This is a genomic window from Comamonas sp. C24C (genome assembly GCF_053345995.1).
The window spans coordinates 673,046-693,612 of the sequence record NZ_JBKFBC010000002.1 but is presented as its reverse complement, the minus strand read 5'-3'; the positions used below and the strand labels follow the sequence as shown (position 1 = coordinate 693,612).

Below are 20,567 nucleotides of genomic sequence, written 5' to 3'. Positions count from 1 at the left end.
CATGGATTTTTCGCGCCTTTGTCATCTGGCAGGCTGGCCTGTGGCCGCCGCTGGACTGCTGCTGACGGCACAGTCCGCAATGGCCCAGCAAGCCTCCGCCCAGCCGGACCTGCCCCAGCTGTCCGAAGTCACCGTACGCAGCACCTTGCAGCAGTCTGCACTGGAGCAGACCCCAGCCTCCGTCACCGTGCTCGATGGCGAGCGCATGCGCGAGCGCAATCTGCAGGTCAATCTCTCGGAGTCCCTGAGCGCCGCTCCGGGCCTGCAGCTGCAGAACCGCCAGAACTACGCGCAAGACCTGCAGCTGTCGATTCGCGGCTTTGGCGCACGCTCCACCTTCGGCGTGCGCGGCATACAGATCTACGTGGACGGCATTCCCTCCACCATGCCGGATGGCCAGGGCCAGACCAACAATATCGATATCGACTCGCTGGAGCGCGTGGAAGTGCTGCGCGGCCCCTACTCCGCGCTCTATGGCAACGCCTCTGGCGGCGTGATCAATGCCTACACCGAACGCGGCGAGGGTGCGCCCTCGGTGGAAAGCAGCTTTGCGCTAGGCAGCGACGGCCAGAAGCGACTGGGCCTCAAGGCTCAGGGCGAAACCAACGGGATTGGCTATGTGCTCAGCGCCAGCCGTTTTCTGACTGACGGCTACCGGGCCCAGAGCGCGGCGGACAAAAACCTGTTCAACGCCCGTATCGATGTCAAGCCCGACGAATACAGCCAGCTGACCCTGGTCGCCAACCATGTGGACATCGATGCCAAGGACCCCGGCGGCATCACGCCCAAGGACTGGGCGGCAGATCCGAAGGCTGTGGCGTCCAACCCCTTGCTCTACGACTCGCGCAAAAGCGTGAAGCAGACACAGGCCGGCCTGACCTATGAGCGCCAGCTGGATGGCGGCCAGGCGCTGCGCCTCATGGCCTATGCCGGTCAACGTGAAATGATGCAGTTTCAGTCCACACCCAAGGCCTCACAGTCCGGCTACAGAGGCGGGGTGATAGGGCTCAAGCGCGACTATGGTGGCATCGATGCACGCTGGAGCGGCAAATACGAGCTGGGCAGCGGCAGCCTGAGCCTGATTGCCGGCCTGGCTGCCAATACCGTCAGGGAAGATCGCCAGGGTTACAAGAACTTTGTCGGCAACCAGCTGGGCGTGGTCGGCGAGCTGGTGCGCGACGAGCGCAATACCCTCACCAGCATCGACCCCTATCTGCAAGCCTCCTGGGCCTTCGCTCCGCGCTGGAAGCTCGATGCCGGCCTGCGCTGGAGCAATGTGCAGTTCCAGTCGCGCGACCATTTCCTGGCTGACAAAGACGATAGCGGCAATGCCGGATTCCATAAGCTGCTACCGGTGGTTTCGCTGCAGCACGAGCTCAATCAGAACACCAATGTCTATGCCTCGCTGGGTCGCGGCATGGAAACACCGACCTTCAACGAGATCTCGTACCGACCCGATCTGGTGGGCGGCCTGAACTTCGGCCTCAAGCCTGCGGTATCGACCAGTGCCGAGCTGGGCATCAAGCAACGCTTCAATGTGGCCGGCCTGCGCGGCGACTGGTCTGCCGCGCTGTTCCAGACCCAGACCGACAATGAAATCGTGGTGGCCAGCAACGACAGTGGCCGCGCCTCTTATCAGAACGCCGGCAAAACCCGCCGCCGCGGCATGGAGCTGAGCGGCAGCACCTGGCTGATGCCCCAGCTGCGCCTGAACGGCGCGCTGACGCTGCTCGACGCCAGCCTGCGCAGCGGCTATTGCGACAGCAAGGGCCAGGACTGCATTCCCGCCGGCAACCGCATCGCCGGCACGGCCAGGCATCTAGGCTACCTGGGGCTGGAATGGCTTCCCGCCACCGACTGGCGCGTGGGTCTGGACTGGCGCCATGTGGGCCGAATTGCCGCCGACGACAAAAACCAGGTCTATGCCCCCAGCTACAACGTGGCCAGCCTGAGCGTGGGCTACACCCGGCGCCTGGGTGCCTGGAAGCTCAGTGCTTTTGCCCGCGTAGACAATCTGACCGACAAGAACTATGTGGGCTCGGTCATCGTCAACGAAGGCAACGGACGCTATTACGAGCCGGCCCCGGGGCGCCAATGGATGGCCGGAACCAGCCTCAGCTACCAGTTCTAGGCATGTCATCCGCATAGTCGGACAGCAGCAAGCGGGCCCGGTGCCCGCTTTTTTCATGTCCGGACAGATCAAGGACGATTTTCAGAAAAATATTTGGTGCCTGCAAACTGCCTGTTTGAACCCGAAAGTCGCCAATCCCGTGCCGGTTTGCACGCCTGACAATAGACACCTGCAGCAGGCTTGCCCTCACCAACCCTGCAAGCCACGTCAAAACAAGGCTATCCACGGCCAATATCGTGGATTCTCAAGCCGACGCTCATGCAGATTGAGCGGAGTTAGCCCCTGAAGCAGACATGAACGGCACACAGAAAATCTTCACTCTGCAACACGCTGCCATCAGGCGTGCAACTGCCACGAAATGCGGGGCAAACGGCAACAGGCGGCCATCCCAGGTAAAGAAATCATTTCTTATAGAAAATTCACATAAAAAGAGCTCAGATGGCGGACTTTTGAAAGCAAATTCACAGCGCTAGAATCCGCCACCAACGCTGCCTCGCATGTTTGAAGCCGGGGCAGGTTTCAGATTCCCCCGTATGTCAGCTCTTTTCGTTTTTTGCCATCCACATCCCGGCCCGGCTCCTTGCAGCCCTGCCGTTCCCGCAGCAGGAGCCGGCGCATGAGCGATGGTTTGCAGAGCCTAGCCCCGCAAGGCGTGCAGCTGGTCGACATACGGTTGCAGCGCGGCCAGACCCAGGTGTTCGACGGCCTGAACCTGAGCCTGACGCAAAAGCGCATCGGCGTGATCGGCAACAACGGCGCGGGCAAGTCCAGCCTGTTCCGCCTGCTTTGCGGGCTCGATCTAGCTCAGGCCGGACAGGTGCTGGTGGATGGCATGCCCTTGCTGCAGGCGCGCCAGAACCGGCCGGGCCTTGTCGGCCTGATGTTCCAGAACCCGGACGATCAGATCATCTTCCCCACCGTGGAGGAAGAACTGGCGCTGGGGCTGCGCCCCCAGGGCCTGAACAAGCAGCAGGCCAGAGCCAGGGCGCGCGAGCTGCTGGCCGCACGCGGTCTGGCCCACTGGGCCGAGCGAGCCGTCAGCAGCCTGAGCCAGGGCCAGCGCCAGCTCGTGTGCTGGCTCTCGCTGCTGATTGCCGCCCCCCAGCTGCTGCTGCTGGACGAGCCCTTTGCCAGCCTGGACCTGCCCGGTCAGGCCCGTCTGGCCCAGGATATCGCCGCCGCACCGCAACAGGTGCTGGTCTCCACCCATGTGCTCGATCATGTGCGCGACTTCGAACGCGTGATCTGGCTGGAGCAGGGCCGGCTGCGCGGCGACGGCCCGGGCCGCGACATCTGCGGCGCCTACGAGACTTCCGTGCGGGAGCAGCTGATGCAGAAAACCTCCCACGGAGACCTGCATGGGTAGCCTCTACAGCGAAGTTGCGACCTGGCTGCACCGCTGGTCGGCCGGCCTCAAGCTCCTGCTGCTGGCGGTTTTTGGCACGCTGCTGTTCCTGATAGCCAGCCCCTGGGTGCTGGCGGGCTGCGGCGCAGCCTGCTTGCTGCTCTGGATATCGCTGGGCCAGGCCACCCAGGTGGCACGCCGGCTGATGCGCTCGGTCATCGTCGCGGCGCTGCTGGTGGCGGGCTTTCATGTGCTGATGGGCAATCCGGTGCTGGCGGCCGTCAGCAGCCTTCGGCTGGTCTGCGCCTCCACCCTGGGCATTGTGCTGACCGTGACCACTCGCCCCAGCGATCTCGTCGAGGTGCTGGAATGGCTGCTGGCCCCTCTGGCCCGCCTGGGCATCCCCACCGAGCGCGTGGCCATGCAGCTTGCGCTGATGCTGCGCTTTACCGAGCATTTCTTTGTGCAATGGAAAAAGCTGGACGAAGCATACCGGCTGCGCACCGGCAAAAGCGGCGGCCTGCGCCTGATTGCACCGCTGACGATTCATATGCTGCAGGCCACGCGCCGTGTGGCCGACGCCCTCTGGGCAAGACTTGGCTTATAGGAGACTGTTGATGACCACCACTCCCTCTCACACCGTATCGCGCGGCGGCGCACGCTCCATGGCCCAGGTATCGCTGTTCGCGGCGCTGATGGCCGTGATGGGCCTGATTCCCAAGATCGACCTGCCGTTCGGCGTGCCCATCACCATCCAGTCGCTGGGCGTGATGCTGGCCGGCGTCATGCTCGGCCCCTGGCGCGGCATGCAATCCATGGCGCTGTTTCTCGCGGCCGTGGCCGTGGGCCTGCCGCTGCTGTCAGGCGGCCGCGGCGGCATCGGCGTCTTCATGGCACCTTCCGCCGGCTATCTGATCGGCTATGCGCTGGCCGCCGCAGTGACAGGCGCCATCATGGCCGCCCTGCCGCAAAGCACGCCACGCCGCGCGGCGCTGAGCGCCTTCATCGCCTCCGTGCTCGGCGGCTTGCTGTGTCTGCACGCCTTTGGCGTGCTGGGCCTGATGCTGATCGCCAAGATGAGCCTGAGTCAGGCTTTTGCCGTGACGCTGGCCTTTGTGCCCGGCGACTTCATCAAATGCATTCTCTGCGCCCTGATTGTTCACACCGTGGCACGCGGTCTGCCTGACTGGCGCTTTGGCGGTCGCCGATGAAGGCGCTGTCCGCTGCCGCGCCGCTGCAAGGCTTCTGGCAACTGGTGCATGGCCCGCTGGCCCATTGGGCGCAGCACCGACCCGATGTGGTGGCCTTGCAGAGCGAGGCCGACTCCTGGACCTTTAGCCGGCTGCACGCGGAGGTCGAACTGCGCTCGGCACGCCTGGTGGCGCAACGCGCGCCGCAGATGCTGCTGCTGGATGCCAGCCGCTCCACGCTGGAGCGACTGGTGGACTTTCTGGCCGTGATCCGCAGCGGCCGCTGCGCGGCGGTCGCCGACCCCGACTGGCAACCGGCCGTGCGCCAGCGCATTGAAGGCTGGCTGCCCGGGCAGCTCAGCGAGCTGGAATCGGCAGCACCGACAGCCGCCTTCTATACCGGCTTCACCTCGGGCAGCACCGGCCTGCCCAAGGGCTTCAAACGCCACCATCTGTCGTGGACGGAGAGCTTTCGCGTCGGCCTGCAGGATTTCGGCCCCGTCGTCGCTCAGCGCACGCTGGCACCAGGGCGCATCTCGCACTCGCTGTTTCTGTTCGGGGCCATGCAAGGCATCTGGTATGGCTGCGGCGCCGTCATGCAGGAAAAGTTCTCTGCCTCGCGCTGTCTCGCAACCCTGGCGGGCGGCGATACGCCCTGCCTTGTCGCCGTGCCCAGCCAGTTGCTGCTGATGCTGCAATGGGCGGAGCATCGGCAGCTCGCACCGATTCCCGAGGTCGAACTGATCACCATCAGCGGCGCGCGCTGGATGCGCGCCCACACGCCGGCGCTGCGCGCCCTGTTCCCCAAGGCCCGCATCATCGAGTTCTACGGCGCCTCCGAGGCCAGTTTTGTGGCCTGGATGGATGCCGACGAAGCCAGCGGCCCGCAGGCGGTGGGCAGGCCATTCAGCAATGTGGAGCTATCCATTCGCCCCACCGGCAACGACGCCGCCGAGAATGCGCTGGCCGAGCATGGCACCAGCCACGCCAGCGACGGTCTGATCTATATCCGCAGTCCCATGCTGTTCATGGACTATGTGGGCGATGCCCATGACGCCACGGCCGTGCTGCGCGATGGCGACTGGCTGTCCGTGCGCGACATGGGGCATATCGACGAACGCGGCATGCTGTGCCTGGCAGGACGCCAGAGCCGCATGATCGTCACCCAGGGCAAGAACCTGTTTCCCGAGGAAGTGGAGAACCTGCTGGCCAGCCACCCGGCGATTGCCCAGGTTTCGCTGCACGGTCAGGCCGATGCGCTGCGCGGTCTGCAGGTACACGCGGTGCTGCAATGGAGGCCGCAGACCGAGACGCCTTCGGCCCTGGAGCTGAACCAGTGGCTGCGCGAGCGCACCGAAGCCTTCAAGGTGCCGCGCCAGTGGTGGATCTGCGAGCACTGGCCGCAGACAGCCAGCGGCAAGACCGACCACGGCCAACTGGCCCAGGCCCTGCGCGCCCGGATGACAGCGCCTGCCGATGCTGACATATCCCCTGCCCAGCTCCCCGCATTGCGGCCATGGCAGAGTTGAGGCCCATGCCAAGCAAGACTCCCATCATTGCCTGGGCCCGCAGCCCGGTGGCTCCGATCGGCTCGGCCCTGGCTCGGCTCAGTCCCCATGAGCTGGGCCGGCCGCTGCTGCTGTCACTGCTGCAGCAAAGCGGCTTGCCGGCCAATGCCGTGGACGCAGTCGTCATCGGCAACGCCCTGGGCGCTGGCGGCAACCCGGCACGCATGCTGGCACTGGCCGCAGGCCTGCCCGACGGCTGCGCCGCGCACACCATCGATACCCAGTGCTGCTCGGGCCTGGATGCGGTGGCCATGGCTGTGGGTCTGCTGCAATCAGGTCAGGCCGAGGTGGTGATTGCCGGCGGCATTGAGGCCTGGAGCCGCGCCCCTATTCGCCAGACCCGCCCGCTGCACCCCGGCGAGCAAGCCCAGAGCTACGAGCGCCCGCCATTTGCCCCCGATCCCGAGCGCGATCCCGATATGTTGCAATCGGCTGCCGACTATGCGCTCACGCATGGCTTCAGCCGCAGTCAGCAGGAGCAGTATGCGCTGCTGAGCCACAACCGGACCCTGGCCGCCCAGGCGCAGCTCGCCCCCGAAATCGTGGCTGTGGCAGGACTTGCGGCCGATGCCTATCCGCGTGCGCTGCAGCCCGCACGTGCCGCGCGCATGCCGGTGCTGGCCCGGGGCAGCTATGAGGGTGCGAGTGCCGACGAAATCACGGCCCACGCCCTCAGCCCCCTGACCGTCTCTGCAAAGGCCGATGGTGCGGCCCTGCTTTTGCTGGCCACGCCCGAGGCCTGCGCCCGCTGGAATCTGCAGCCCCGCGCACAATGGCTGGCCAGCGCCAGCGTGGGCGCCGCGCCGGAAACACCGCTGCTGGCCGCGATTGCGGCAGCGCAGATGGCGCTGGCCAGGGGCAGCCAGGCATTGGCAAGCCCACAGCTGAAGGCACAGGATCTGTCGGTAATCGAACTGCACGATGCCTTTGCCGTGCAAGGCCTGGCTTTTTGCGCCGCCATGGGCCTGGCTCCCGAGCAGATCAACAGCGCGGGCGGCGGCCTGGCGCGCGGCCACCCGATCGGCGCGTCAGGCGCGATTGCGCTGGTGCGCTGCCTGGCCCAGCTTGAGTATCAGGCCCAGTCCTCGACAGCCAGGGCCGCACTCGGCCTGGCGGCCATTGCCGGAGCCGGCGGCATCGGCGCAGCAACCCTGGTGCAATGGCTGCAAGCCGCCCCTTGAATTCATTTTTGATAGCTACCACCCCATGTCCAGCAAAGGTTCAACCGCCACAGCACTTGAAAGCATCGACCTGCCGGCAGGCATGGCAATGATGCAGCAGCGCCGCTCCACACGTGCTTTCCTGCCCGAAGCCGTGCCAGATGCGCTGCTGCATCAGTTGCTGATGACGGCGCGCCAGGCGCCCAGCGGCGGCAATCTGCAGCCCGGCCAGCTGATCGCAGTGCGCGGCAAGCTGCGCGAGCAACTGACCACCGCCCTGCTGCAGGACGTTGAAAGCCAGGTGCCCGAATGCGAGGACTACGCCTACTTTCCGCGTCCCATGCCCATGCAGCTGCGCAAGCGCCAGGTGGCTTCGGCCCAGGCGCTTTACAGCGCCCTGGGCGTGGCGCGCGACGACCGCGCCGGACGCGAAGCGCAGTTTGCGCGCAACTACCGCTTCTTCGATGCGCCCGTGGCATTGGTCGTCACCATCGACGCCCATTACGGCCCCGGCGGCTATATGGACCTGGGCATGACGCTCTACGGCCTGCAACTGGCAGCCGCCGCCATGGGCCTGGGCAGTTGCGCCATCGGCGCCCTGGCCTCCTACCCGGCCACCGTGCGCCGTGTGCTGGGCCTGGCCGACAGCAAGCACATCGTCTGCGGCCTGGCCCTGGGCTGGGCCGACGAGTCCGCCCCCGTCAACCAGACGCGCACGAGCCGTGCCCCTATCGCCGAGTGGTTTCAGACTCTTGAATAAAGGAGCTGCCAGCGCCATCCAGCAAAGGATTTCAGGTTGTTTTCTACCTGAAAACTAATGATAACAAGCGCTAGCAGCTATGCAATAGAGAGCAATAAAAAAGCGCTGCAAGTGCAGCGCTTGGTTCGATGCCCGTCAAACAGGCTCCACCCCATCAAGGAGACAGCCAGCAAGGCTGTCGCCCCCTTGAGGGCGCCGGCGCAAAGCGCCTCAGGAGGTCATCAGAACGCCGGGAAGACCGAGCCCTTGAATTCCTTGTCGATGAACTGGCGCACCTCGTCGGAGTGATAGGACTTGATCAGCTGGGCGACCCAGGGCTGGTTCTTGTCGGCATCGCGCACCACCATGATGTTCACATAGGGGTTCTTGGCCGACTCCAGCGCAATCGCATCCTTCTTGGGATTCAGACCGGCAGAGATCGCGAAATTGGTGTTGACGGTGGAGGCCTCCAGGTCGTCCAGCGAACGTGGCAGCTGGGCCGCATCCAGCTCGACAAACTTGAGCTTCTTGGGGTTGGAGACCACATCCAGAGGTGTGGCCTTCAGGCCCGCGCCCTCCTTGAGCTTGATCAGACCCTGGGTCTGCAGCAGCAGCAGCGCGCGGCCGCCATTGGTGGGGTCGTTGGGAATGCCGAACTTGGCGCCCGTGGACAGCTCGGACAAGGCCTTGATCTTCTTGGAATAGATGCCGATGGGGAAATTCACCGTGTCGGCCACCCAACTGATCTTGTAGCCGCGATCCTTGATCTGGGCATCCAGATAGGGACGGTGCTGGTAGCTGTTGGCATCCAGATCGCCGGCGGCCAGTGCCGCATTGGGCTGGACATAGTCACCGAACTCGATGACCTTGAGGTTCAAGCCGTTCTTGGCGGCGACCTTCTTCACCACTTCCATAATCTGCGCGTGAGGACCGGCGGTCACGCCGATCTTGATGGTCTTGTCCTGGGCCTGGGCGGCAAAGCCCAGCGTGGCCGCAGCAGCCACGGCCAATGTGGTGCGCAAAAGCGAGCGCTTGTTCAACATGCAGATTCCTTGTACGGAAGATTGAGAGTGGCTAAGACTGTAGCGCCAGTTTCAGGTGCCCGAGCGCTGTTTCTTAGACAGATTGCTCAGATGCAAACTACGGATTGCCATGCAAGCCCGGATGCACTGAATGCCGCGGGCCAAGCGCCCACAAAAAAGCCCGCTCCTTCACGGTAGCGGGCTTGTATGGCGCGGTGCGGCCATCAGAGGTCGGACATCGAGGGCGCAGCCAGCACCTGCTGGGCCACCACGTCGAGCACGGCGTGGGACTCGTCCTGTCTGTCGATCCAGACCTTGGGCGTGAAGCTGCCGCGCAGGGCAATCGCATCGCCTTCGGAGAGACTGCGCAGCACGGCGCAAGGTGCATTGTCGAAAGCGACGATATTCACGGGAATCGAGGAGCCGTCGCCTGCGTTGGCCCGCATGCGGGCCACCATATAGGGGCGGCGGTTGCGGTCTACGCGACTCTCGGGAACGCCGGTGAGTCGGCCGGTTATCAAACCATCCATCATTTGCTGTTATCTACCCAGAAAAAATCATGGCCACCCTTGATCAAGAGCGGCCTTTCAAAAAATCTTGAACCTGCATTTTAGAGGGGGCAGCCTGTTTCCGGGCAGCACCCCTTTTCTTAATTTTTGGTAATGTGCACCGCGGCTCAGCGATGGCTCAGGCGTCGCACGGCCCAGTCGCCCAGGCTTTGAATGGCCTGCACAAAGAAGATCAGAATGATCACCACGACCAGCATCACGTCGGGCAAGAAGCGCTGGTAGCCGTAGCGGATACCCAGATCGCCCAGGCCGCCGCCGCCAATGGCACCCGCCATGGCCGAGTAGCCGGTCAGGCTGACGAAGCTGATGGTCAGGCCCGCGACGATGCCGGGCAGCGCCTCTGGCAGCAGCACCTTCCAGACGATCTGACCGGTGGTTGCGCCCATGGACTGGGCCGCTTCGATCAGGCCACCATCGACCTCGCGCAAGGCGGTTTCCACCAGACGGGCCACAAACGGCGCCGCCGCGATCGTCAGCGGCACCACGGCCGCCCAGGTGCCGATGGAGGAGCCCGTGATCAGACGCGTCAGCGGAATGATGGCCACCAGCAAGATGATGAAAGGGGTGGAGCGCAGCGCATTCACGATCCAGCCCACGACCTTGTTGGCCGGGCCGTTCTGCAAGATGCCGCCGTGGTCGGTCAGCCGCAGGAAGACGCCCAGGGGGATGCCGATCAGACCGCCGATCAGGCCCGAGATGCCGACCATGATCAGCGTCTCCCAGAAGGAATCCAGCAGCAGCTGGAGCATCATTTCCGAAAAATTCTCAAACATCGCTCTCAATCCTTGCTGGACACGATCTGCACTTGCACACCGCTGGCACGCAGGTGCTCCACGGCCGCGTCAATCTTGGCGGCCTCGCCGCTGGCGTACACCGCCAGCGAACCAAAGGTCTGCTCCTGAATCTCGTCGATCTGGCCGTGCAGAATCGACAGATCCAGACCCAGCTCGCGAATCAGGTGCGACAAAATGGGCTGATAGGCGCTCTCACCCGCATAGGAAAGACGCAACAGCTGGCCTTGCTGGCCGGGCTGCAGCTGGGCGGCCAGCTGGTTCACGCGCTTCATCACCGACTCGGGCAGTTGCTGGGGCACGATTTCGTCGATCAGGCTCTTGGTGATCGTCTGCTGAGGGCGGGTGAAGACGTCGATCACGGGCCCCAGCTCGGCAATCTCGCCACCGTCGATCACGGCAACGCGGTCGGCGATCTGCTTGATCACCAGCATCTGGTGGGTGATGAGCACCACGGTCACACCCAGCTCGCGGTTGACCTTGCGCAGCAGATCCAGAATGGAGCGCGTGGTTTCGGGATCCAGCGCCGAAGTGGCTTCGTCGCTGAGCAGCACCTTGGGATTGCTGGCCAGCGCCCGGGCAATGCCCACGCGCTGTTTCTGGCCGCCGGAAATCTGGGCCGGATAACGATCGGCCAGATGGTCCAGGCCCACCAGCTCCAGCAGCGGCGTCACGCGCTGGTAAATCTCGTCCTTGGAAACACCGGCCAGCTCCAGCGGCAGGGCCACGTTGTCATACACGGTACGCGAGGACAGCAGATTGAAGTGCTGGAACACCATGCCGATGTCGCGGCGCGCGGCGCGCAGCTCGCCATCGGACAGCTGCATGAGGTCACGTCCGTTGACGATGACCTTGCCTTCCGTGGGGCGGTTGAGCAGATTCAGACAACGCACCAGCGAGCTTTTGCCCGCGCCGGAGCGGCCGATGATGCCGAACACCTCGCCCGAAGCGATTTCCAGATTGATGCCACGCAAGGCGTGCACCGGGCCCTTGGGGCCTTGGTATGTCAGGGATAAATCCCGAATTTCTATCATGAAAAATATCGCGAATCACGCATGAACAATGCGTTTGACGCTATAAAAAGTGATTATTCCCATCCCAGCTGCAGCGCTGCCGGGCAGCGGTCAATGCAGGCTTTCGTTCTGGTAGATGCCGGCAGATCAAGCCAGCCTACTTTTAGTAGTAACCCTCAATAATGCCTGAGTCTAGGCAAACCTGAGAGCAACTGGGACAAGTGAATTCACTTATGGCGCCGCCAGCAAGCCAGCAAATGCCGGCCTTGCCCGGGCCTGCCCCCACTGGCGATACTGCATTGCAGGCCTTAGCATGCTTGCATCTGCCCCTGGTTTTCTCTGCCGCCCTATGCAGCCGCCCCCTCTGCCCATCCGCGTTGAATGCCCGCCCGGCGCCTGCGACTGCCGGCGCGAGCAGTTGCTGAGCACGCCGGATGCGGATCTGCGCATTCTGCAGCTCACGCGCGAGGAAGAGAAAAAGCTGCTGCAGCGCCTGGAGAGCATCAGCAGCCTGGTCGATCTCGAGCATATGCAGCAGCGCATTCACGCGCTCCTGGGCCTGGAGATACGTATCACCCCCGGAAACAACGAGGTCCGCACCATGCGCGGCATCCAGATCGAGCTCGGCGACCTGCCGGGTCTATGCCGCAAAACACGTCAGAGCATTCCCGCCGCGATCCGCAAGGGACTGGAGCGCAAGCCCGAGATTGCCTGGGCCCTGCTGGATGCGCATGACCTGTTTGGCATGCCCGGCAGCTGATTCCAGCACGGACAAGGCCTGACAACAAAGCAGGCACTTCGCCACCTGGGTCTTCAGACAACGCTAGTCCTTGCGGCCTACGTCGCCCGGCCCATGGCGGCCTTTCGCTTTCAAAAGCAGTACGCCCGATATCCCTCGAGCGCATTTTCATCTTGGTTTTCCCGAGGTCGGATGCCATAGGTTTTCCCTTACCCGAGCGGGTCAACGCAGGGCTGGAGTGGCAGTCTGTCTCTGAGGTGACTTCGCTAGGCCTTAGGGGCTAGTCCAAACGAGCGATGGTGAGCCGCAAAGCTCGCTTGAACATTGAATTCATCGACAGGCGTCAAGTCAGCGACTAGCTGACCTGGACTAGACCTTGGCCCGATTCGCGGGCAGATCGATAGTGCAAATGCTGCACACATACATCTTTGAGGATTCGTGATGGAAAGCAACCTGAGCTACCGCGCCCTGATCGCGCTGACCGTGACCAGCGTCATGGCTGGTGCAGCCGCCGCCAAAGGCAGCCCCGAAGAAATTGAAAAGCTGGGCAAGTCCTTGACCTGTATCGGTGCCGAAAAGGCCGGCACCGCCAGCGGCGTACCCGAATACACGGGCAAATGGCTGGGAACGCCGCCTGGAATTCAGTACACACCGCATGCGGGCCAGCACCCGGTGGACCCCTATGCCAATGAAAAGCCCCTGTTCTCCATCACGGCCGAGAATGTTGCCAAGTACGCCGCCAATCTGACTGAAGGCCAGAAGGCCATGTTTGCGCGCTACCCCAAGACTTTCAGCATTCCCGTCTATCCGGGCCACCGCGACTTCCGTTATCCGGACTTTGCCTGTGCCTCGGCCAAAGCCAATGCGCAGAACGCCGTGATCAGCGCCGACGGAATGGGCGCCGACAACGCAGTCAAGGGGGCCATACCGTTCCCCTTCCCCAAGACCGGTATGGAGCTGGCCTTCAACAACCTGTTTCCGCTGCGCTCGTTCACCGAGCACACGCTGCGTGACAACGCCTACGTGATGCAGGATGGATCCACCGTCTTCGGCCGAGCCGACAACCGCAGCATGAGCTTGCTGAACTCTCCCGAGCAAGCCGGCAAGCCGCTTGAAGGCACCATGGCCCAGGGCATGAATGCGGTCAAGCTGCCCGAGCGCGAAAAAGGCGGGGTCAGCGTCAGCCGTGAGCCGGTCAACTTCGGCAAGGACAAGCGTCTGGGCTGGAGCTATGACCCGGGCACACGCCGGGTGCGCCAGATCCCCGAGTACGGCTTTGACCAGCCCATGGGCGGCGGCGTGGGCGCCAAGATGACGATTGACTCCGACCGTCTCTTCAATGGCTCGCCCGAGCGCTACAACTGGAAGAATCTGGGCAAGAAGGAAATCTACATTCCCGCCAATGCGTACAAGATTCACGCCAATACCGTGAAGTACGCCGATCTGCTCAAGCCCGGCCATGCCAACCCCGACTACATGCGCTATGAACTGCGCCGCGTCTGGGTGCTGGAAGCCACGCTCAAGGAAGGCTATCGCCATCTCTACGGCAAGCGCGTGCTTTTCCTTGACGAAGACACCGGCCACGCCGTGATGAGCGACTTCTACGATGCACGCGGCAACCTGTGGCAGCAAGGCCTCATCAATTACTACTACGCGTTCGACTCCAACGCCTGGCATGCAGGCACGGCCTTCTACCACGACCTGATCGGCGGCGGCTATGTGGCCTACAACCTGTTCCAGGAACGCCCCAAGGGGCCCGTGCTCAACAAGGGAGACATGAATCCCTCCATGTTCACCCCTGAAGCCACGCGCAACGCCGGCACCTGAGCGGCTTGCTCTCCCATTCGCCGCTAACACGCGCTGCATGCGGTGCTCGCCGCAGAGAGACCCGGGCCGGGATGGAAAAGCCACCGGCCCCGGTCATCACCACCACCACACCATTTCAATCACATGTCAAAGTTGAACCGCGCCGGGCTGCGCGCCATGGCTGCTGCGGCATTGGGCCTTTGCCTGGGCATGGCCCATGCCCAGACGCCCGCGGCCACCGAAGACCAGGCTCTGGACAGCCTGATCCGCGAGGCCATGCTCTATGCCTACCCCTATCAGGAATTCATGAAAATGCGGCATGAAGCCCTGGAGGTCAAGGACTCCCCCACCGCCACCACGCTCAACCACTTCCGCCACTCGCGCCACCTGGCCACGCCCAAGGACCGCTGGGCCAACGGCCCGATTCGCGACACCTTCTACTCCACCGCCTGGCTGGATCTCGAAAAGTCTCCCCTGGTGCTGTCCCTGCCCGAAACCCATGGCCGCTACTACGTGATCGCCATGATTGGCGCAGACCTCAATACTTTCTCCTACGTGGGCCGGCGCATTGGCGGCACCAAGGCACGCAAGGTAGCCCTGGTCGGCCCGCGCTGGAGCGGCAAGATCCCTCAGGTCGACCAGATCGTGCGCGCGCCCACGCGGGATGTCTATCTGAATCTGCGTGTGCTGGTCACCGGTGAAGATGATCTCAAGACGGCCCATGCCGTGCAGGACGGTTTTCGCATGGAGCCTGTGCTCAGGACCGACCCAGACAGTCCGCAGCTCAAGCCGCAAGCCCAGGACTGGAGCCGCTTTGTCGATGTGAGCAATGAGGCTCTGGCACGCAACCCGCCGCCCGGCACGGAACACGCGCTGCTGCAGCGCTTTGCCAGCGTGGGCATCTGTGGCAAGGCCTGCAGCTGGGACAAGCTGCCCGAGGCCGTGCAGCAGCGCTGGCTGAGCCTGGCGCCCGAGATCGAGAAAAACGAACTCAAAAATCGCCTGAATGCCGACCGCAAGACGGCTGACCCCAGGCGCAGAAACGGCTGGACCCCTTATCGTCTGCCGGATGGCTTTGGCAACAACTACGCCATGCGTGCCCAGTCTGCCGCCATGTCGGGCGGCATCCTTGGCCTGGAGGCAGCGGAAGCCACCTACTTTGCCGCCAGCGTCGACGGCAACGACCAGGCACTGGGCGAGGGCCGAGCCTATCGTCTGCATTTGCCCCAAGGTCGTCTGCCCGCAGATGCCTTCTGGTCCGTCTCGCTCTATGAATTCGTGACCGGCGGCCAATACATGGTGGACAACCCCATCAACCGCTACTCCATTGGCGACCGCACCAAGGGCATGAAGTTCAACGCCGACGGCAGCCTGGACATCTGGTTGCAACCCACGGACCCGGGCCCTGAAAAGCGTGCCAACTGGCTGCCCACACCCGAGAAGAACCTGTTCTATCTGATGGCCCGCGCCTACCAGCCCTGGCCAGAGGTGCTGGATCCTTCGTGGATTCTGGAGCCGGTGCAACGGATCAACGCCCAATGAATGCAGTGATGACAAACATGAAAAAAATATCTCGTCTCTACCGATACGCCTTTGTCACAGCCCTGGCACTGGGCCAGCTCGGTACGGGAACGGCCAACGCCCACGATCAGGATGACCGCGGCGGCTCGGGAGCGAAAAGCCCCGCCGTGCTTGCTGCCCGCGCCCAGGTGTTCAAGGCCAATCCGCAGATGGTCAAATCCATCATGGAAGGCGGTGGCTTTGGCACCGAGCTGTCGTATGCCGTGGCCAACAGCATGTACAGCCGAACCGACAAAAAAGCCATTGCAGAGGCCCGAGCCCGGCTCAAGGTCGAGGCCGTGGCTCCGCGTACCTGGCTGCTGCGCTTTCCCATCGTCAATGTGGTGGTCTTCGAGACCGACGAAGGCCTGGTCTTGGTCGATAGCGGCTACGCCCCCGCAGGTCCGGCCTTGGCAGAGACGCTGAAGCAGCTCAGCAACAAGCCGCTGCACACCGTCATCCTTACGCACTTTCATGCAGACCATGCCTTTGGCGCCTGGGCATTGATGGACCAGAAGCCGCGTGTGGTGACCGAGCAGCGCTTCATCGCCCAGATGGAGCTGGACATGCGCAGCAACGGTCTGATCGCGCGCAACAACCAGCAAAGCCTGGCCGACGTGCCGCGCACCTGGGCCGATGCAGTACGCCCCACACAGACCTTCCAGGACAAGACCACGCTCAAAATTGGCGGCGAAGACTTTGTGCTGACCCACGCGCGCGGCGAGACCGAAGACCAGATCTGGGTTGCCGTTCCGGGCCGCAAGATCGTGGCCAGCGCGGATTACTTCCAGGGTTTTCTGCCCAATGCGGGCAATGGCAAGCGCCGCCAGCGCTACCCTGAGGAGTGGGCTCAGGCCCTGCGCGACATGGCTGCGCTCAAACCCGAGCTGCTGCTGCCGGCCCATGGCCCGGCCATCACCAAGCCCGAAGAAATTCAGGACCGACTGCCCGCCCAGGCCCAGATGCTGGACAGCATCTCCAGGCAGGTGGTGGCAGGCCTGAACAGCGGAGCGCGCCGCGATCAGGTGATTGACAAAGTCGCACTGCCGCCGGAGCTGGCCGGACGCAGTGATGCACGCGAGCTCTATGTCTCGGCCAGGGACATTGGCCGCATGGTGGTCAGCGAGTACAGCGGCTGGTGGGACGATATTCCATCGCACTGGCGCCCGGCGCCTCTGGCCCATGAAGCCAGGGAGCTGGTGCGACTGGCCGGCGGTGCCAGGCAGATGATTCGGCGGGCCACTGCACTGGCCGACCGCGACCCGGAGCTGGCCTCTCATCTGGCCGACTGGGCCTGGTATGCGGACAGCGATGACCCCGAGGTGGCCCAAGGGGCACTGAACGTCTATGCCCGCCGTGTCGCCAAGCCTCTGCCCACGCAGGAAGTGCTGGTCTATGCCGAGCACATGGTGCGCCTGCAGCTCAGGCTCAATGAACTGGCCGGCCAACGCACAGCCGATGCCGCTCGACCCGGTCCAGCGCAGTAATCACTGCGACAGGCCCTGAGGCAGTTGCCCGTCTGCAGCAAAGGCATTGATGGGCAACTGGATATAGGTACGGCCATCATCCTCTGCGGGCGGCAACTTGCCCGCCCGCACATTGACCTGCACCGAGGGCAGAATCAACGTGGGCATCTCCAGCGTGGCGTCGCGTGCAGTGCGCATCTGCACGAACTCCGCCTCGCTGACGCCGTCATGCACATGGATATTGCCGCTGCGCTGGGCCAGCACCGTGGTCTGCCATTGCGGCTTGCGGCCCGCCGGAGGGTAGTCGTGACAGACAAAGAGGCGGGTCTGCTCGGGCAAGGCCAGAATGTGCCGGATCGAACGATAGAGCGTCGCCGCATCGCCGCCGGGAAAGTCGGCACGTGCCGTGCCCACGTCGGGCATGAACAGGGTATCGCCCACAAACACGGCATCTTCCACCAGATAAGCCATATCGGCCGGGGTGTGGCCGGGCACATTCATGGCCAGCAGCTCCAGCTGACCCAACGGCAGACGCTCGCCATGCTGCACCAGATGGTCGAACTGGCTGCCGTCGGGCAGAAAGCTGCGCTCGAAGTGATAGATCTTGCGAAACACGGCCTGTACATCGCAGATATGGGCGCCGATAGCCACCTTGCCGCCCAGGTGGTGACGAATATGCTGGGCCGCCGAGAGATGGTCCGCGTGAGCATGGGTTTCCAGTATCCACTGCAGTTGCCAGCCTTTGCCACGCACATAGTCGATCAGTGCGTCCGCTGAACGGCTGCTCAGGGTGCCCGACTTCGGTTCGAAATCCAGCACCGGGTCAATCACGGCAGCCTGAGCGTTGACCGTGTCGGCCAGGACATAGCTCAGGGTGCCGGTAGCGGTATCAAAAAACGGCTCGATATGCATCACGCTGGCTGACATGGCAACTCCTTGAACGGCACAACTGGAATTCCGAAACTCGGCAATCAATATACTTTTTTATATAATATATGAAAATATTTTGACGAAAGAAGCCATGTCCTCATCAAGCTTTGACGAAGCACAAGCCGCGCTGGATCTGCAGGCCATGCGCGCCCATGCGGGCGAGGCCGTGGCCATGCTCAAGCTGCTCGGCAACGAAGACCGGCTGCTGCTGCTGTGCCAGCTCGCCCAGCAGGAGCGCACGGTCAGTGAGCTGGAGCAGCTGACCGGCGTGTCCCAGCCCACCTTGTCCCAGCAACTGGGCATTCTGCGCCGCGAGGGCCTGGTCAGCACGCGGCGCGAAGGCAAATTCATCTGGTATCAGCTGGCCGATGCCCGCGCCCTGCAGCTGATGCAAGCCCTGTACCAACTGTTTTGCCAACCGGGAGAGAGCGCATGAATATCTTCTGGAGCGAGTTCACGCCCTGGGCATCGCTGGCCGGCGGCCTGCTGATCGGCCTTTCTGCCGCCCTGCTCATTGCCTTGCTGGGCCGGGTAGCCGGCATCAGCGGCATCGCCGCAGCCTTGCTGCAGTTGCCAACCTGGTCATCCGTCAAGCAGTGGGGCTGGCGCCTTGCCTTCATCCTGGGCATGCTCGCCGCTCCGCTGCTCTGGTCGCTGTTTGCACCCCTACCAGCCATGGAGTTGCCATCCAGCCCGGCGATCATCATCGCCGCAGGACTGCTGGTGGGGTTTGGCACGCGCTTGGGCTCGGGCTGCACCAGCGGTCACGGGGTGTGCGGGCTATCACGCCTGTCACTGCGCTCGCTGGCCGCCACGCTGTGCTTTATCGCCACGGGCGCCATCACCGTGTTCGTGATGCGCCATGTCATCGCTTGAGTCGCCATAAAGGAACATCATGATCCCCAGTATTGCAGCCCTGCTTTGCGGGCTTGTGTTCGGTCTGGGCCTGATTCTTTCGGGCATGGGCAACCCGGCCAAGGTGCAGAACTTTCTCGATTTTTTCGGTCGCTGGGATCCTTCTCTGGGCTTCGTCATGGGCGGCGCCATCGCAGTCGGCCTGATTGCCTTCACCTGGGCCAAGCGCCGCAGGACAGCCTTGCTGGGCGAACCCATGCAGCTGCCCGCCAGCACCGTCATTGATCGCAAGCTGCTGACGGGCTCTGCCCTGTTCGGCATAGGCTGGGGACTGGCGGGCTTTTGCCCCGGCCCCGCGCTGATGAATCTGGCGACGCTCACACCACAGGTCTGGCTGTTTGTCGCCGCCATGCTGGTCGGCATGTGGGTACATCAGCTGTGGGCGGCACAGAAAAGCTGAGACTTGGCGGCCAACCGCTCGTGAGCCGTCCGCCTGCCGAGATGCCCGGGCCGTGCCAGCAGTCCGCACCGCTTTCTCATCGTATGGGGGCAAGCAGCGCCCGCGTCGCTTCATGCCATCCGCTTTGCCTCAGTCCTTGGGCATCAGAGCCTGGGCAAAATGCCTAGCCGGCGCAGGCAGGTCAGCAAAGCTGTTGGCATACAGCTTGAGGCTGCGCTCCGCCCAGGCATCGGTCAGCGGCACGGCATGCAGAGCGCGTGCCTCGCCCAACCGCTGATAGGCACCTTCGGGCATGACGCCCACGCCCAGTCCGCACTCAATCATCCGGCACATGGCACTCAGGCTGTCGACCTCGATGCGCTGTCGCAACATGCGTCTGCCAGCGCGGGCTTGCCGATTGAGCATCTCCTGAACGATGCTGCTGTCGCGCAAGCCGATCTGGGCATAGTCCAGCGCTTCTTCATAGGCCAGTTCCTGATGCCGGGCCAGAGCATGATCACTGGGCATGATCAGCACCATGCGCTCGCGCCGATACGGCATGGACTCCAGCCCCTCGACTTCATCGCTGGGGCTGCAGACGCCAAGATCAGCCATGTGATCGCGCACGGCGCGTGCCACCGAGCGGCTGGTCGCCTGGCGCAGATCGATGCGGATGTCGGGATGATGTTTCACGAAGATCGCAATATCCTCGGGCAGAAACTGCTCCACGGCGGAGGCATTGGCACTGAGACGCACCAGCCCGCGTATGCCGCGCGCATATTCGCCCAGGTCGTCGCGCAAATGCTCGACCCCTAGAAGAATCGTGCGCGCATGCGCCAGCAGCAACTCTCCGGCAGGAGTCGGACGCACTCCGCGGGCATGGCGCAACAGCAAGGGAGTGCGCGCCAGGGATTCCAGTTCGGCAACCCGCTTGCTCACGGCCGACGCGACCATGCCACCCTGTTCGGCCGCACGCGCAATGCTGCCGCATTCGCAGATCAGCACGAACAGATCCAGTGATGACAGGTCGATCTGGCGCAGAAAGCTGCGCGGCGAAGTGAAGTCGGACATGGTCAATGGCCGGCGGGCACTTGGATGTGCAGCCGGGGATTTCGGCAAAAGGTGCCCGGTCACGCCCAGGCACAAAGCACGAGCCATCTCGTTTTGGAACGGCTCGAGGAATTTTAGCCACTTCTTGCTGCAGGCCTGGCTACTTAACATGCCCGCTTTGCAAACACACACTC

Annotated in this window: 20 protein-coding genes; 14 read left to right on the top strand and 6 right to left on the bottom strand. The window is 63.4% G+C overall.

Going from position 1 to position 20,567, the window contains the following annotated elements; translation table 11 throughout:
• The first annotated feature begins 1 nt into the window (after position 1).
• The 7 genes from ACLBXN_RS06825 to ACLBXN_RS06795 all read left to right on the top strand — a co-directional run bounded on the left by ACLBXN_RS06825 (position 2) and on the right by ACLBXN_RS06795 (position 8,154).
• A complete protein-coding gene (locus tag ACLBXN_RS06825; protein WP_447611591.1) occupies positions 2-2,131 on the top strand; it encodes a TonB-dependent receptor family protein in 2,130 nt (709 codons plus the stop codon).
• A 616-nt stretch (positions 2,132-2,747) separates the two neighbouring features.
• On the top strand, positions 2,748-3,497 hold the full coding sequence (locus tag ACLBXN_RS06820; protein WP_447611590.1) for an energy-coupling factor ABC transporter ATP-binding protein: 750 nt from the start codon (positions 2,748-2,750) through the stop codon (positions 3,495-3,497).
• Positions 3,490-4,083 carry an energy-coupling factor transporter transmembrane component T family protein gene (locus tag ACLBXN_RS06815; RefSeq protein WP_447611589.1) on the top strand — a complete coding sequence of 198 codons (594 nt, stop codon included), beginning with the start codon at positions 3,490-3,492 and terminating at the stop codon, positions 4,081-4,083. Before ACLBXN_RS06820 ends, ACLBXN_RS06815 begins: the two co-directional genes overlap by 8 nt.
• Before the next feature lie 10 nt (positions 4,084-4,093).
• The gene (locus tag ACLBXN_RS06810; protein ID WP_211456047.1) at positions 4,094-4,687 is read left to right on the top strand and encodes a biotin transporter BioY; all 594 of its coding nucleotides are present in this window, start codon (positions 4,094-4,096) and stop codon (positions 4,685-4,687) included.
• Entirely contained in the window at positions 4,684-6,195 is a 1,512-nt protein-coding gene (locus ACLBXN_RS06805; RefSeq protein ID WP_211456046.1) for an AMP-binding protein, read from the top strand. The genes ACLBXN_RS06810 and ACLBXN_RS06805 overlap by 4 nt, the downstream gene beginning before the upstream one ends.
• Before the next feature lie 5 nt (positions 6,196-6,200).
• Positions 6,201-7,415 (top strand): thiolase family protein, encoded by a 1,215-nt coding sequence (locus ACLBXN_RS06800; RefSeq protein WP_447611588.1) that lies wholly within the window; start codon positions 6,201-6,203, stop codon positions 7,413-7,415.
• Between the two features lie 25 nt (positions 7,416-7,440).
• On the top strand, positions 7,441-8,154 hold the full coding sequence (locus ACLBXN_RS06795; protein WP_419095588.1) for a nitroreductase: 714 nt from the start codon (positions 7,441-7,443) through the stop codon (positions 8,152-8,154).
• 221 nt (positions 8,155-8,375) lie between these two features.
• On the opposite strand, the gene ACLBXN_RS06790 is transcribed toward ACLBXN_RS06795, so the two are convergent.
• The 4 genes from ACLBXN_RS06790 to ACLBXN_RS06775 all read right to left on the bottom strand — a co-directional run bounded on the left by ACLBXN_RS06790 (position 8,376) and on the right by ACLBXN_RS06775 (position 11,549).
• On the bottom strand, positions 8,376-9,176 hold the full coding sequence (locus ACLBXN_RS06790) for a MetQ/NlpA family ABC transporter substrate-binding protein (RefSeq protein ID WP_211456044.1): 801 nt from the start codon (positions 9,174-9,176) through the stop codon (positions 8,376-8,378).
• A 203-nt stretch (positions 9,177-9,379) separates the two neighbouring features.
• A complete protein-coding gene (locus ACLBXN_RS06785; protein WP_230629988.1) occupies positions 9,380-9,685 on the bottom strand; it encodes a single-stranded DNA-binding protein in 306 nt (101 codons plus the stop codon).
• A gap of 146 nt (positions 9,686-9,831) precedes the next feature.
• Complete coding sequence (locus tag ACLBXN_RS06780; RefSeq protein ID WP_003055731.1) at positions 9,832-10,497, bottom strand: methionine ABC transporter permease; 666 nt, start codon at positions 10,495-10,497, stop codon at positions 9,832-9,834.
• A gap of 5 nt (positions 10,498-10,502) precedes the next feature.
• Complete coding sequence (locus ACLBXN_RS06775; RefSeq protein ID WP_043372368.1) at positions 10,503-11,549, bottom strand: methionine ABC transporter ATP-binding protein; 1,047 nt, start codon at positions 11,547-11,549, stop codon at positions 10,503-10,505.
• Between the two features lie 328 nt (positions 11,550-11,877).
• Between ACLBXN_RS06775 and ACLBXN_RS06770 the strand changes: the two genes are divergently transcribed.
• The 4 genes from ACLBXN_RS06770 (at position 11,878) to ACLBXN_RS06755 (ending at position 17,120) form a co-directional block, all read left to right on the top strand.
• A complete protein-coding gene (locus ACLBXN_RS06770) occupies positions 11,878-12,288 on the top strand; it encodes a hypothetical protein (protein WP_043372366.1) in 411 nt (136 codons plus the stop codon).
• 420 nt (positions 12,289-12,708) lie between these two features.
• The gene (locus ACLBXN_RS06765) at positions 12,709-14,094 is read left to right on the top strand and encodes a DUF1329 domain-containing protein (protein ID WP_043004243.1); all 1,386 of its coding nucleotides are present in this window, start codon (positions 12,709-12,711) and stop codon (positions 14,092-14,094) included.
• Between the two features lie 123 nt (positions 14,095-14,217).
• Entirely contained in the window at positions 14,218-15,615 is a 1,398-nt protein-coding gene (locus ACLBXN_RS06760; protein WP_447611587.1) for a DUF1254 domain-containing protein, read from the top strand.
• A gap of 17 nt (positions 15,616-15,632) precedes the next feature.
• Positions 15,633-17,120 carry an MBL fold metallo-hydrolase gene (locus tag ACLBXN_RS06755; RefSeq protein WP_447611586.1) on the top strand — a complete coding sequence of 496 codons (1,488 nt, stop codon included), beginning with the start codon at positions 15,633-15,635 and terminating at the stop codon, positions 17,118-17,120.
• Here the strand turns inward: ACLBXN_RS06755 and ACLBXN_RS06750 are convergent, their stop codons facing one another.
• Entirely contained in the window at positions 17,121-18,026 is a 906-nt protein-coding gene (locus ACLBXN_RS06750) for an MBL fold metallo-hydrolase (RefSeq protein ID WP_447611585.1), read from the bottom strand.
• Positions 18,027-18,120: 94 nt separating this feature from the next.
• Between ACLBXN_RS06750 and ACLBXN_RS06745 the strand changes: the two genes are divergently transcribed.
• From ACLBXN_RS06745 to ACLBXN_RS06735, 3 genes are read left to right on the top strand one after another with little or no spacing between them, the layout of a single operon-like run.
• Positions 18,121-18,465, top strand: a complete 345-nt coding sequence (locus tag ACLBXN_RS06745; RefSeq protein ID WP_447611584.1) for an ArsR/SmtB family transcription factor — start codon at positions 18,121-18,123, stop codon at positions 18,463-18,465.
• Entirely contained in the window at positions 18,462-18,905 is a 444-nt protein-coding gene (locus ACLBXN_RS06740; RefSeq protein ID WP_447611583.1) for a YeeE/YedE family protein, read from the top strand. Before ACLBXN_RS06745 ends, ACLBXN_RS06740 begins: the two co-directional genes overlap by 4 nt.
• Positions 18,906-18,924: 19 nt before the next feature.
• Positions 18,925-19,344 carry a DUF6691 family protein gene (locus ACLBXN_RS06735; RefSeq protein ID WP_447611582.1) on the top strand — a complete coding sequence of 140 codons (420 nt, stop codon included), beginning with the start codon at positions 18,925-18,927 and terminating at the stop codon, positions 19,342-19,344.
• A 129-nt stretch (positions 19,345-19,473) separates the two neighbouring features.
• Here ACLBXN_RS06735 and ACLBXN_RS06730 read toward each other — a convergent pair whose 3' ends face one another.
• On the bottom strand, positions 19,474-20,394 hold the full coding sequence (locus ACLBXN_RS06730; protein ID WP_211456037.1) for a LysR family transcriptional regulator: 921 nt from the start codon (positions 20,392-20,394) through the stop codon (positions 19,474-19,476).
• Positions 20,395-20,567 lie beyond the last annotated feature (173 nt).

Bases quoted from the DNA above. Each gene is read 5' to 3' on its own strand.
- ACLBXN_RS06750 (WP_447611585.1), bottom strand. From the start codon at position 18,026: ATGTCAGCCAGCGTGATGCATATCGAGCCGTTTTTTGATACCGCTACC.
- ACLBXN_RS06825 (WP_447611591.1), top strand. From the start codon at position 2: ATGGATTTTTCGCGCCTTTGTCATCTGGCAGGCTGGCCTGTGGCCGCC.
- ACLBXN_RS06795 (WP_419095588.1), top strand. From the start codon at position 7,441: ATGTCCAGCAAAGGTTCAACCGCCACAGCACTTGAAAGCATCGACCTG.
- ACLBXN_RS06740 (WP_447611583.1), top strand. From the start codon at position 18,462: ATGAATATCTTCTGGAGCGAGTTCACGCCCTGGGCATCGCTGGCCGGC.
- ACLBXN_RS06800 (WP_447611588.1), top strand. From the start codon at position 6,201: ATGCCAAGCAAGACTCCCATCATTGCCTGGGCCCGCAGCCCGGTGGCT.
- ACLBXN_RS06790 (WP_211456044.1), bottom strand. From the start codon at position 9,176: ATGTTGAACAAGCGCTCGCTTTTGCGCACCACATTGGCCGTGGCTGCT.
- ACLBXN_RS06755 (WP_447611586.1), top strand. From the start codon at position 15,633: ATGAAAAAAATATCTCGTCTCTACCGATACGCCTTTGTCACAGCCCTG.
- ACLBXN_RS06770 (WP_043372366.1), top strand. From the start codon at position 11,878: ATGCAGCCGCCCCCTCTGCCCATCCGCGTTGAATGCCCGCCCGGCGCC.
- ACLBXN_RS06775 (WP_043372368.1), bottom strand. From the start codon at position 11,549: ATGATAGAAATTCGGGATTTATCCCTGACATACCAAGGCCCCAAGGGC.
- ACLBXN_RS06815 (WP_447611589.1), top strand. From the start codon at position 3,490: ATGGGTAGCCTCTACAGCGAAGTTGCGACCTGGCTGCACCGCTGGTCG.
- ACLBXN_RS06780 (WP_003055731.1), bottom strand. From the start codon at position 10,497: ATGTTTGAGAATTTTTCGGAAATGATGCTCCAGCTGCTGCTGGATTCC.
- ACLBXN_RS06735 (WP_447611582.1), top strand. From the start codon at position 18,925: ATGATCCCCAGTATTGCAGCCCTGCTTTGCGGGCTTGTGTTCGGTCTG.
- ACLBXN_RS06785 (WP_230629988.1), bottom strand. From the start codon at position 9,685: ATGGATGGTTTGATAACCGGCCGACTCACCGGCGTTCCCGAGAGTCGC.
- ACLBXN_RS06765 (WP_043004243.1), top strand. From the start codon at position 12,709: ATGGAAAGCAACCTGAGCTACCGCGCCCTGATCGCGCTGACCGTGACC.
- ACLBXN_RS06730 (WP_211456037.1), bottom strand. From the start codon at position 20,394: ATGTCCGACTTCACTTCGCCGCGCAGCTTTCTGCGCCAGATCGACCTG.
- ACLBXN_RS06745 (WP_447611584.1), top strand. From the start codon at position 18,121: ATGTCCTCATCAAGCTTTGACGAAGCACAAGCCGCGCTGGATCTGCAG.
- ACLBXN_RS06820 (WP_447611590.1), top strand. From the start codon at position 2,748: ATGAGCGATGGTTTGCAGAGCCTAGCCCCGCAAGGCGTGCAGCTGGTC.
- ACLBXN_RS06810 (WP_211456047.1), top strand. From the start codon at position 4,094: ATGACCACCACTCCCTCTCACACCGTATCGCGCGGCGGCGCACGCTCC.
- ACLBXN_RS06805 (WP_211456046.1), top strand. From the start codon at position 4,684: ATGAAGGCGCTGTCCGCTGCCGCGCCGCTGCAAGGCTTCTGGCAACTG.
- ACLBXN_RS06760 (WP_447611587.1), top strand. From the start codon at position 14,218: ATGTCAAAGTTGAACCGCGCCGGGCTGCGCGCCATGGCTGCTGCGGCA.